We start from the raw sequence: 12,014 nt of genomic DNA, 5'->3' as shown, positions 1-12,014 counted from the left end.
GAAGCTTTGGTGCGCCATTTTTCATGAGGATTTTATATTTTTATACATAGGAAGCAGCGAACAAAGCACAAAGAAGATGTAAAGGAAATTGAGGGTGAATTGGGTGGAACTGTTTTTAGGAGAAGGCTGGGATGTTTTTCCTGCGGGTGGCGCGACGGGTGAAGCATATGTGGCGAAGTGCGGAGATTACCAGTTATTCATAAAGCGAAATTCATCCCCTTTTCTTGCGGTCCTATCAGCGGAGGGGATAGTGCCAAAGCTACTCTGGACGAAACGACTGGAAAGTGGCGATGTCATCACTGCACAACGGTGGATTCAAGGGAGAAAGTTAAAGGCGCAAGAAATGATGGGTAGTCGAACGGCGCGTCTGCTTGGTCATATTCATAGGTCAAAAGAATTGTTGGATTTATGCCAACGTATGGGCAACCAGCCGCTTACTCCAGAAATAATGATAAGAAATTTACGTGAACAACTGCAGTCTCAGCCTAGACGAGACGTGGTTCTTTCACGTGCCCTTACTTTCTTAACGAGAACGGTTACGGAGGTCACATCAAAATCGTATGCTGTTTGTCATGGTGATATTAATCATAACAATTGGTTATGCGATGAAGAAGACAATTTATATTTAATTGACTGGGACGGAACAACGGTCGCAGATCCAGCGCTCGATTTGGGTTTAATGCTCTATACGTACATTCCTCAGTCCAAGTGGAGAGCATGGCTTGCGGATTATGGGGTGACATTGGATGCATCGTTACATGTACGTATGCATTGGTATGTTGTGGCACATACAGTGTCTGAAGTGTTATGGCATACATGTCGTGCACAACATATAGATGCAAGTAAGTTACGGGAAAAACTCACAACATTGTTAGTGTGAAGTCGTGCAGTCAACTGTATTCTGTGTTGTCTAATGTTGAGAGCCATTGTTGCACAGCAGTATCTTCGACGTTTTCGCTTCCGGTTGTGCTTGCAATTGTTTGCAATGTTTGTGATAAAGAGGAATTGAGTGTTGGCTCGTGCATAAGTATGGTTGCAAGCTGTTGTAATTGTATTTGCTCATTTGCGGTAAAATACTGTTCACTTTGCCGGTTTTGTAACAGGTCACGTAGTAAACCGAGTTTTTGTTCGACTGATATAGGCATGTAGCACCTCCTGTTTTACAATAGTGTTTTGTCATTTAAGCATTTTTATACCCATCCGTATGTAGACCAATGGTTTCCGTCTAGTCAGACCTGTTCTACATGCGGTTATAAAGGCGGCAAGAAGTCACTTGACGTTCAAATGTGGACTTGCCAGGTGTGTCACGTGCACCATGATCGCGATATCAATGCGAGCATAAATATTTTAAATGAAGGACTACGCTTACAGACCTTATCCTAATCACTAAAATATGAGAACCGTAGGGACTACGGGGATAGCTTGGTAAATAAGAGAAACCGCTGTTAGTAAAGACATACGCTAACAAGTATGCTCTGTTCCCAAGAATCTCCCACTTCAAACACCCGTAGGGGGTGTTAAGTGGTGAGCAGTTCAAAAGAGAAGGAGTGTGTAACGATGCGATTAAGACATAAACCATGGGCGCGAGAGACCTTAGCTGCTCATCCGGATATCGTGGTCGCGGAGCCAGAGCGATATAGAGGAAAGTGGCACATGGCTTTTGATCAAGCACAACCACTTTACGTTGAAGTTGGAACCGGAAAAGGAAAATTTTTAACTGAAATGGCGCAAAAGTACCCGGACATTCATTTTATTGGGATTGAAAAATATGAAAGTGTATTGCTGACAGCGTTGGAGCGTGTAAAAAAAGCGGGTATTTCTAATGTGAGATTGCTTGCACAAGATGTAGCGAAGCTCGATCATTTTTTTGCTGAGGATGAGCTGGATCGTTTGTTTATTAATTTCACTGATCCATGGCCAAAAAATCGTCATGAGCGTCGGCGTTTGACATATCAATCCTTTTTGATGCAATATCAATATGTACTAAATCCTGATGGAGAGGTACATTTTAAAACCGACAACCGGGGATTGTTTGAGTATTCATTACAAAGCATGTCAACATACGGGATGGCTTTCCACGATGTAAGTCTTGACTTGCATAAAAGCGGATTGGAAGGGAACGTCATGACGGAGTATGAAGAGCGGTTTGTGCAGAAGGGGTTACCGATTTATCGGTTAGAAGCTCGTTTTACACGCGGTAAAGTTGGGGCTCTCTATAAAGATTATAAAAATTGACCTTTAGGGTAGCTTTTTCCTGTTTCAAGTAAAAATTACAAAATAACTGATCTGGTGTCAAGGCATGGATCAGTTATTTTGTGTTTCAGCGGTTTTTGGGAGCAACCTGGTTTATTAAGTATCGGTCTTATGAAACTTGCTCAAATTCTAGCAAAGCACCATTTTCTCTGTCTGCTAAGAACTCGTAATGTATTGGCCCGTCAACAGTTGCTTTTGTGATGCCGCCGCGGTAAACATCATATGTAAGTCCGGACCGCTCGACTGTTTCGGGTTCCATTTGAATCCAAGAATCACTCACGATGCAATCTTTTTTTGCGCGTGCTTTCACTTTTTTTAGAATTTGTTCAGGTGATAAGGACGTTTTCTTACACGCTTTGGCAGTGATGTAACCAAGAAGAATACCAACACTTAATCCAAGAGAAAAATGTTTCATCCCCTCATCCTTTCGTTAATAACAATGTGATATGACTAGTATAACGTAAAATGATTGGAGACGCTATGTGAAAAACTTTTAGGTGGCGCGCTTCTTGTTTTTTCGTTAAAATGAAAGGGGATGTGTTGCTAGCAGTGCCAAATCAATCAATGTCATATATATAATAGTTAATGGGGTGTAAAGATGAATGAACAAACAAAATCGTTATTTAAAACGCTTACAGAATTGCCAGGACCTTCGGGGTTTGAGCATGACGTCCGGGCATTTGTACGAAAAGAAATCTTAAAACATACGAATGAAGTGATGCAGGACAAACTAGGCGGGATCTTTGGCGTACTTCGTGGCGATCCTTCGGGTCCAAAGGTAATGGTCGCTGGCCACATGGATGAGGTTGGCTTCATGGTCACAAAGATCAATGAACAAGGGTTGGTCAAATTCCAAACACTTGGCGGTTGGTGGTCGCAAGTGCTCCTTGCGCAGCGTGTGCAAATTATGACGGATAACGGACCTGTCATCGGTGTCATTGGCTCGACCCCGCCACATTTGTTACAAGAGTCACAGCGTTCAAAGCCGATGCCGATAGAAGAAATGTACATAGATGTCGGGGCCGATGATAAAGATAATTGTATCGCGCTAGGCATTAAACCGGGACAAGCGATTGTGCCAGAGTGCCCATTTACACCAATGGCGAATGAAAAGAAAATTCTTGCCAAGGCATGGGATAACCGCTATGGTGTAGGTCTAGCGCTTGAATTATTGGCGCATTTAAAAGACACGCAGTTACCAAATACTGTCTTCGCTGGTGCGACTGTACAAGAGGAAGTTGGTTTACGTGGGGCGGCGACAGCGAGCAATCTGATTGAACCAGATCTTTGCTACGTATTAGATGCAAGCCCGGCAAATGATGCGACCGGTGGAAAAGATGCATTTGGTCATTTAGGAAAAGGGGCTCTCGTCCGTATTTTCGACCGGACGATGATTACGCATAAAGGGATGCGCGATTTCGTCTTAGATACAGCAGAAACGCATAATATCCCTTATCAATTTTTCTTGTCTCCAGGTGGGACAGATGCTGGGCGGATTCATACGTCAGGGGCAGGGGTACCATCGGTGGTCGTTGGGGTTTGTGCGCGTTACATTCATACATCTTCTTCAATTTTACATGTTGATGATTATGCTGCTGCAAAGGAATTGTTGATTAAACTTGTGCAAACATCCGATCGTGCAATGTTTGAAGCCATTTCATCGTTTTCCTAAGTGAAAAAAGTCTCATGGGTTAAGGTGTTGATTTGTTGTGAAAGATTTTCTAAGGCGAAAAGAGGTCAATCCTTCTTTACACTTGTATTTCATTGAGGCAATGGGGAAAATGACTTTCGGTTTGTTTGCGACACTCATTATTGGTTTAATGATCCGGACATTTGGTGAACAAAGCGGTTTTGATGTGCTGATTGAAATTGGCCAGTTTTCGATGGATTTGTATGGTGCGGCAATCGGCGCGGCAGTGGCGTTGGCATTGCGGGCTCCGACGTTTGTATTGTTGTCGGCAATTGTGTGTGGCGCTGCTGGTGCGATGTACGGAGGACCTGCGGGCAGTTTATTTGCTGCAATTGCAGGTGTAGAAGTAGGCAAACTTGTAAGTGGTGAGACAAAACTCGATATTTTAGTGACACCAATTGTCACGATTTTTAGCGGCTTTCTCGTCGCCGCAACTGTCGGACGACTTGTCTCATATATGATGACATCACTTGGAACAGCGATCATGTGGGCGGCAGAGCAGCAGCCACTTTTTATGAGTATCATTGTTGCGGCATTAATGGGGTTGGCGTTAACTGCGCCGATTTCCAGTGCGGCGATTGCGCTAATGCTGGATCTAGAAGGCAGTGTCGCAGCGGCTGCGGCAATTGGTTGCGCTGGACAAATGATTGGTTTTGCCATTGCGAGCTTTCGCGATAATCGTTGGTCGGGGCTTGTTTCACTTGGATTAGGGACGTCGATGTTACAAATGCCAAATATTATTCGAAATCCGCGCATTTTAATTGCGCCAGTCGTTGCTGGTATGATCAGCGCACCCATTGGCACATTGGGATTCGGATTAGTGAACAATGCAGCTGGCGCTGGCATGGGGACAAGCGGTTTTGTTGGTCCGTTAATGACATTTGCAGAAATGGGTTTCTCGTGGGCGACATTTATGCCAGTGATGTTGTGCTATGTGTTGATTCCAGCGGTTGTAAGTGGGTTGACGACGATGTGGCTCAAACATCGTGGTCATGTTCAACTGGGAGATATGAAAATATCCGTTTAATAAGATGAATGCAAAGTTCCATGGATCATCAGGCCCATGGGACTTTTTGTGCTTCTCACTTTGGTTTCAGGCGCATTCGTGATACACTAACAAGATAGAGATGGAAAAGGGATGACGATATGGATTTGCAAGCACTCAGACATAAAATTATTAGTACATTAGAGAGAGATGACTGGACTTTCTCTTATGATCATAAAGAAGCGACGTTACGGATAGAAGACACGACGTCGAAAAAAGGTGTCACGCTGTCTTTAAAACCACTTTTAGCGAAGTGGGAAAGAAAAGAATACGCAGCACTTGATGAAGCAATTCGTTACGTTCGTGTTGGACTTCAGGCAATGGTGGAGAAGGTGACACTGATTGAAAATGAGAAGCATATTTTTCCTGTCATTCGTGCTGCATCTTTTCCAACAGAGACAAAGGATGGAAAGAAATTAGTGACCGCGCCTCATACAGCAGAAACACAAATCTTTTATGCGCTTGATTGCGGTCAAACGTATACCCTTATAGATGAAGACCAGTTGAAGGAAAGCGAATTGAGCGCCGCTGCATTAAAGGAGATGGCTTTATTCAATGTGCGTACATTGCCGCAACCAGTGCGAGAAGACCGTGTAGCTGGCAATACATTTTACTTCTTATCAGCAAATGACGGTTATGATGCGAGCCGGATTTTAGACCAGTCATTCGTGCAAAAGATGACCGAGCAAGTAGAAGGGGAATTGGCAGTAGCTATACCACATCAAGATGCGCTCATTTTCGCCGATATAAAAAATGACACCGGGTATGACGTGTTAGCGCAAATGACGTTACAATTTTTCATGCAGGGCCGTGTACCGGTAACTGCATTGCCATTCATGGTCACTGCTGGCGAACTCGAACCAGTTTTTATTATGGCGCGAAAGAAGCAGTAAAAAATGAACCTGGTAACAACAAGGGGTCTTTTTTTGTTTCGGATGAGGAGGAAGATGAATGGCGATTTGGGACAAGTGGTTGCATTGGCTAAAGAGCTTAAAAGAAGACGAAAAAAAGGTTGAAGAAGTTTCGATTAAACGTACGCAAAGAGTGGAACTGGAAGAAGCACGAATGACATATCATTATGCGCGTTCGGATGTAAAACGGACATCGGCCACGGTTAGGAGTGAAGTAGGGAACGATGAAATGCCTAAACGATCAGCCGTTTCTTTAGAAAAGAATAAAGATTGGTTTCAAGGTCATTTTGTGCCATCAGACAGCCCCTCGCCAATTCACGGATTGCAAAAAAAAATTAAAACAACGACACACGAAACAACATCTCTTTTGAAAGAACGAGAAAAGCATGTGGATAAACGACAGCATGAAAGTGTGCATACGGCTAATCTCGAACAACAGGTGAAAGATACGTTTTATGAGAGGAACGCAGTTGATGTTACGCTAAGTGAGAGTGCAACATCTGTAGAGGCGCCTTCCCCTGTACTCCCCCCTCATCAAACGCTTTCTTCACCTAATGAGAATGAATTGCGTGGTCAAAAGCGGAATCAAGAAAAAGAAGTATGTACAGAAAAAAATGTGTCGAATAAGACGGAAAGGAAACGAGACACTGAACGGCATGACCGACAGAAGATGATACATGCAAGCGAGCGTGTGAAAAAAGAGTCTTCAAAAGAAAAATCGTTGAAGATCCCTTATAATGTGTTGATGCTTCCAGAAGACCGCCGTCAACAAGCGGACACATATGATGCGCCACCTATGCATTTATTGCATGTCCCGTCTCAACGTGTAGAAGAGAATCCAGATGAGATCAACGAACAAGCCGTGTTGTTAGAGGAGACTTTAACGAGTTTTCATGTTGATGCAAAAGTGGTTGCGAGTACAAAAGGACCGGCTGTGACGCGTTTTGATGTCCAACCCGCAAAAGGTGTGAAAGTCAATAAAGTTACGAATTTAATTGATGACATGAAACTGGCGCTAGCGGCACAAGATATTCGTATTGAAGCGCCAATTCCCGGTAAAAATGCCATTGGTATCGAAGTGCCGAATCGTGTTTCTGCCCCGGTCATGTTGCGGGAAATTTTACGGCAGGGTGTGTTTAGACAAGCAACCTCACCACTTTCGGTAGCGCTTGGTTTAGACATTGCTGGTCAACCTGTAGTCACAGACTTATGCAACATGCCACATGGTTTGGTAGCGGGAGCAACTGGATCTGGAAAAAGTGTATGCATTAATTCTGTACTAATTAGTTTACTTTACAAGGCATCACCAAAAGATGTGAAGTTGTTACTCATCGATCCAAAAATGGTTGAGCTTTCTCCTTATCAAGATATTCCTCATTTACTTGCGCCTGTATTGACCGATCCAAAACATGCCACGACGGCATTGAAATGGGTTGTACAGGAGATGGAAAGGAGGTACGAGCAATTTCGTGCGGAAGGTGTGCGCCATATTGCTGGCTACAATCAAAAACATCCGTCTGCTGTGTTGCCGTACATTCTAGTTGTCATTGATGAGCTGGCTGATTTAATGATGGTCGCACCTCAAGAAGTTGAAGAGGCGATTTGTCGTATCGCGCAAAAGGCACGGGCGTGTGGAATTCACCTTTTACTTGCGACGCAACGTCCATCCGTTGATGTGATTACAGGGTTAATTAAAGCGAACATCCCCACTCGGATTGCCTTTGCAGTGGCCTCCCAAACTGATTCACGCACAATCCTTGATATGGGCGGTGCGGAACGTTTACTTGGGAAAGGGGATATGCTTTTCCATGAAAATGGTCAAGCAAAGCCAGTCCGTGTGCAAGGAACATTTGTTTCTGATGAAGAAATTGCCGCGGTGGTGTCGCATGTAAAGCGCCACGGAAAGCCACAATATATGCTAGATACATCATCGATCGCAAAAGCTCAAGCAAGTAGTGAAGAAGAACAAACAGACCCTTTATTTTCTGAAGTGGCTCATTTTGTTGTGTCGCATGGGAACACGTCTGCTTCTAGTATTCAACGTCGCTTTCGTGTCGGTTATAATCGGGCTGCGCGCTTGGTTGAGATGCTGGAAATGCGGGGGATTGTGTCAGAAGCGATGGGCAGTAAACCACGCACAGTGCTGATCACAGAGGAGCAATTACACGAAGAGTTAGGAGAGGACTTTCATAAGAATAACAAGGTGTAACTTCCATGTTATTGGTTGCGACTTGAGAAAAACCGCAAAGTTCTATATGATATGAAAGGGTAAGCGATGTATGCTTGTTAAGAGGAAAGTGTTGGACCTTTTTTTGATTGCTACATATACTATTGTAAAAAGGTACGCGCGGTATATGTCCGTGTAGTGTCCAGCCGTCCTAGCAGCATCACAAAGCTTATTTTTAGATGAATACTTTGACTAGTTGTTAAGATTGGAGGCTTCACCTTTGAAAACCTACCATTTCACAGGGATAAAAGGCGCAGGTATGAGTGCATTGGCGCAAATATTGGATGACTTAAACGAGAATGTCCAAGGATCAGATATTGAAAAGACGTTTTTTACGCAAAAACCACTTGAGAAAAAAGGGATTCCTTTGTTACCCTTTTCTAAGGATAATATTAAAACAGGACAGCAAGTTATTTTCTCCGCTGCTTATGGTGAAGATCATGATGAACTCGTACGAGCGCGTGAGTTAAATGTAAAGGCACAAGTTTATCCTCACTTTTTAGGGGAATTTATACAGCAGTTTACAAGTATTGCTGTTACTGGATCGCACGGGAAAACATCTACGACCGGACTATTGTCTCATGTGCTTGGCGCAGTGAAGCCAACATCATTTTTAATTGGAGACGGTACTGGAAAAGGAACAAAGCAATCCACTTATTTTGTATTTGAAGCTTGTGAATATCGACGTCACTTTCTACACTATTCACCTGACTATTGCATCATGACAAACATTGACTTTGATCATCCCGATTATTTTAAGAGCATTGATGATGTCGTATGTGCATTTCAAACAATGGCGATGCAAATAAAAAAAGCGATTGTTGCTTGTGGCGATGATCCACATTTGCTGCAACTACAAGCAAATGTCCCAACGCTCTATTATGGCATCGGTGACGGAAACGATTATCAAGCAAGAAATGTACAAAGCACATCAAAAGGAACAACATTTGATGTCTATGTACGTGGTGACTTATATGGTGCGTTTACGATTCCAGGTTACGGTGAACATAATGTAAGAAATGCGATGGCAGTCATTGCGTTGTGTCATTATGAACAAATATCATACGACGAAATTGTGGCACATTTAATGACATTCTCTGGCGTCAAGCGTCGCTTTAGCGAAAAAAATCACGGATCACAGATTTTGATTGATGATTATGCACATCACCCAACGGAAATCGCAGTAACAATTGATGCTGTAAAGAAGAAATATGCGAACCGTGGAGTGACAGCTATTTTTCAACCGCATACGTATACACGAACCAAAACGTTTTTGCATGAATTTGCCGCAGTGTTAGGTCAAGCAGACCGCGTATATTTATGTGATATTTTCGGGTCAGCGAGGGAGTGTACCGGTTCTCTTTCGATTGAACAATTACAAGAATTAATTAGAGGCGCAGAGTTGTTGGGCGAAGATAACATACAATTATTAAAGAGACACGAAAATGATGTCCTTCTTTTCATGGGAGCAGGAGATATACAAAGATACCAGCAGGCATATGAAAAACTTTCATCATGAGAATAACAGTAGCGCATCGTGCAAATGATTTCTCCTTGTTTTTTTAAACAGGGAGGAAACGATACGCACGATCGCGAAGTATTATAATTAAGGAGATTTGCTCCTTTTTATTTTTTTAGGAAAACGATTGTTGACCGAGAAGCGTGTAGCAAAAGGGGAGAAGTTAGGTGGAATGGATCTTATATGGAAGCACAGCGGTTGTTGCATTGAGTTTTGCGTTGCTATGCATATATTTAATTCAAGCAACGCGTAAAGCGACAAAAACGCTGGAGCACACATCAGCAACTGTGGAAGCATTAAAACAGCAGCTGGAAGGTGTCTCATCTGAAACGGAGCAGTTATTAAAGAAAACAAATGTGCTTGCTGACGATGTGAAGCGCAAATCTGATGCAATACATCATTTATTTGAGTCAGCGCAAGAGCTCGGTGATGCGGTGAAGACAGTCAATCAGTCTGTTCGGCAAGCATCAGTGACAATTAGTGAGCAAACGAGTAAAAATGCTAAAACAGTTTCACAAGCTGTACAGTGGGGACAAGCTGTTTTAGATTTTTATACAAAGTTGAAAGCACGAAAAGCACAAAAAGAGGCAAAAGAGAAAGGAGAAGGTCAGCATGGGTGAGATGAATACGAAAGATTTTTTGATCGGGACATTAATTGGGGGGATTGTTGGAGCAACGACGGCACTTTTCCTTGCACCGAAGTCCGGAAAAGAGTTGCGTGGGGACCTGACGGAACAAGCGCAATTTGTTAAGGATAAAACGATAAAATTGTCTTCTGATGTACGAGATAAGAGCGGTGCCTGGATTGATGTTGCAAAGGAGAAGTCATCAGCGCTTGCCAAAACAGTATCAGATCAATCGCAACAAGTGGCAGAGATTGTGAAAAACGTCAGTGCTGCAGCGAAGGAATCTGCGCATAAGCAACGTGAGGAAACAGTCAGTCTTGTGAGTGATATGAAAGAAACAGTTGACGATGCAGGGGAAGAGATGGGTGATGTCATGAGAGAGACCGGCGAGAAGGTTGCGCAAGAAGTCGGTGGGAGAGCAAAATAATTTCATAAAAATGAGGAGGGTGTGTCGTCTTATTACGAGATGACACGCCTTTTTTGTGTGGTTATTCACGATTTTGTCATTTAAATACCGTATTTTGGTATCGTGGCGTCCCTTTTCTATCCATTTTGTGATATGATAACGTAAAAACAAGATGTAGGTGACGAATGGATGAATCATGAGCAGCTAGAAGAATTAAGGGAATCGCTGGATCGTGTCAATTTAGCGATTTTGGAACAAATTAATATGCGTGCTGAGATCGTCCAGCAAATTGGGGAAATAAAACGTGAACAAGGCATGACACGATATGATCCTATTCGTGAGCGGGTCATGCTTGATCTTATTGCGACGCACAATCGTGGTCCATTTCCGACAACGACCATGCAACATTTATTTAAACAAATTTTTAAAGCGAGCCTCGATCTGCAAGAGGATGACCATAGTAAGGCATTACTTGTCTCTCGAAAACGGCAGCCAGAAGATACAATGGTTGAAATTAAAGGAGAAAAAATAGGTGACGGGGAACAAAGATTTGTTTTCGGTCCGTGTGCAGTAGAAAGTTATGAGCAAGTATTTGAAGTTGCGAAGGCAATGCGCGCACGTGGCGAACGTCTGCTGCGTGGAGGCGCGTTCAAACCGCGAACGTCACCATATGATTTTCAAGGGCTGGGTGTAGACGGTTTAAAGATTTTAAAACGTGTAGCTGATGAATTGGATATGGCGGTGATTAGTGAGATTGTCACACCTGCACATATGGAGATTGCGTGTGAGTATGTGGACATGATTCAAATTGGTGCCCGTAATATGCAAAACTTTGCTTTATTGAAAGAAGCTGGTGCGATGAAGAAGCCAGTGCTATTGAAACGGGGTTTAGCAGCGACAATCGAAGAATTTATCCACGCAGCAGAGTATATTGTTACGCAAGGAAATGAACAGTTGGTTTTATGTGAACGAGGCATTCGCACGTATGAAAAGGCAACGAGAAATACGTTAGATATTTCAGCTGTATCGATTTTGAAACAAGAGACGCACTTACCTGTGATGGTAGATGTGACCCATTCAGGTGGGCGACGTGATCTCGTGTTGCCACTTGCGAAAGCGGCGCTTGCAATTGGGGCTGATGCGGTGATGGTAGAAGTTCACCCAGATCCAGCGGTGGCACTTTCTGATGCTGCACAGCAGCTAGATATTGCACAGTTCCATCAGTTCTTAGATGCATTAATTGCATCAGGTCTTTATCGTGAGAGAGATACGAATGCTGATGCATGTGATCGCTATGTTTAAAAATAATAGAAGTGGATAAAATAATGCGTAAATAA

The 12,014-nt window shown here is 43.2% G+C and carries 12 protein-coding genes and 1 pseudogene; 11 read left to right on the top strand and 2 right to left on the bottom strand.

What is annotated here, in order from left to right:
- Positions 1-103 precede the first annotated feature (103 nt).
- The gene (locus tag NSQ26_RS09400; protein WP_090774266.1) at positions 104-880 is read left to right on the top strand and encodes a phosphotransferase family protein; all 777 of its coding nucleotides are present in this window, start codon (positions 104-106) and stop codon (positions 878-880) included.
- Between the two features lie 10 nt (positions 881-890).
- On the opposite strand, the gene NSQ26_RS09395 is transcribed toward NSQ26_RS09400, so the two are convergent.
- Entirely contained in the window at positions 891-1,145 is a 255-nt protein-coding gene (locus NSQ26_RS09395) for a YtzH-like family protein (RefSeq protein ID WP_090774268.1), read from the bottom strand.
- 64 nt (positions 1,146-1,209) lie between these two features.
- Here NSQ26_RS09395 and NSQ26_RS09390 point away from each other — a divergent pair.
- Positions 1,210-1,383: pseudogene (locus NSQ26_RS09390) on the top strand (zinc ribbon domain-containing protein); the annotation flags it as partial.
- 174 nt (positions 1,384-1,557) lie between these two features.
- Entirely contained in the window at positions 1,558-2,235 is a 678-nt protein-coding gene (gene trmB / locus NSQ26_RS09385; protein ID WP_499717947.1) for a tRNA (guanosine(46)-N7)-methyltransferase TrmB, read from the top strand.
- Between the two features lie 127 nt (positions 2,236-2,362).
- On the opposite strand, the gene NSQ26_RS09380 is transcribed toward trmB, so the two are convergent.
- Positions 2,363-2,668, bottom strand: a complete 306-nt coding sequence (locus NSQ26_RS09380; protein WP_090774272.1) for a hypothetical protein — start codon at positions 2,666-2,668, stop codon at positions 2,363-2,365.
- 183 nt (positions 2,669-2,851) lie between these two features.
- Between NSQ26_RS09380 and NSQ26_RS09375 the strand changes: the two genes are divergently transcribed.
- The 8 genes from NSQ26_RS09375 (at position 2,852) to NSQ26_RS09340 (ending at position 11,979) form a co-directional block, all read left to right on the top strand.
- Entirely contained in the window at positions 2,852-3,925 is a 1,074-nt protein-coding gene (locus NSQ26_RS09375) for a M42 family metallopeptidase (RefSeq protein ID WP_499717946.1), read from the top strand.
- A 37-nt stretch (positions 3,926-3,962) separates the two neighbouring features.
- Positions 3,963-4,970 (top strand): PTS sugar transporter subunit IIC, encoded by a 1,008-nt coding sequence (locus tag NSQ26_RS09370; RefSeq protein ID WP_499717945.1) that lies wholly within the window; start codon positions 3,963-3,965, stop codon positions 4,968-4,970.
- Positions 4,971-5,089: 119 nt separating this feature from the next.
- On the top strand, positions 5,090-5,881 hold the full coding sequence (locus tag NSQ26_RS09365) for a DUF1444 domain-containing protein (RefSeq protein ID WP_090774277.1): 792 nt from the start codon (positions 5,090-5,092) through the stop codon (positions 5,879-5,881).
- Between the two features lie 58 nt (positions 5,882-5,939).
- The gene (locus tag NSQ26_RS09360) at positions 5,940-8,108 is read left to right on the top strand and encodes a DNA translocase FtsK (protein ID WP_499717944.1); all 2,169 of its coding nucleotides are present in this window, start codon (positions 5,940-5,942) and stop codon (positions 8,106-8,108) included.
- 238 nt (positions 8,109-8,346) lie between these two features.
- Positions 8,347-9,645, top strand: a complete 1,299-nt coding sequence (murC, locus tag NSQ26_RS09355) for a UDP-N-acetylmuramate--L-alanine ligase (protein WP_499717943.1) — start codon at positions 8,347-8,349, stop codon at positions 9,643-9,645.
- 167 nt (positions 9,646-9,812) lie between these two features.
- The gene (locus NSQ26_RS09350) at positions 9,813-10,265 is read left to right on the top strand and encodes a DUF948 domain-containing protein (RefSeq protein ID WP_090774283.1); all 453 of its coding nucleotides are present in this window, start codon (positions 9,813-9,815) and stop codon (positions 10,263-10,265) included.
- Entirely contained in the window at positions 10,258-10,698 is a 441-nt protein-coding gene (locus NSQ26_RS09345; protein ID WP_090774285.1) for a YtxH domain-containing protein, read from the top strand. Before NSQ26_RS09350 ends, NSQ26_RS09345 begins: the two co-directional genes overlap by 8 nt.
- A gap of 168 nt (positions 10,699-10,866) precedes the next feature.
- Positions 10,867-11,979, top strand: coding sequence for a bifunctional 3-deoxy-7-phosphoheptulonate synthase/chorismate mutase (locus tag NSQ26_RS09340; protein WP_499717942.1), 1,113 nt, complete (start codon positions 10,867-10,869; stop codon positions 11,977-11,979).
- Positions 11,980-12,014: the final 35 nt, after the last annotated feature.

The sequence above is a fragment of the Bacillus sp. FSL W7-1360 genome (assembly GCF_038592975.1).
Taxonomy (GTDB): Bacteria; Bacillota; Bacilli; order Bacillales; family Bacillaceae_D; genus Shouchella; species Shouchella lonarensis.
The sequence above is the reverse complement of the archived record's forward strand: the minus strand, read 5'-3'. Positions and strand labels throughout refer to the sequence as shown.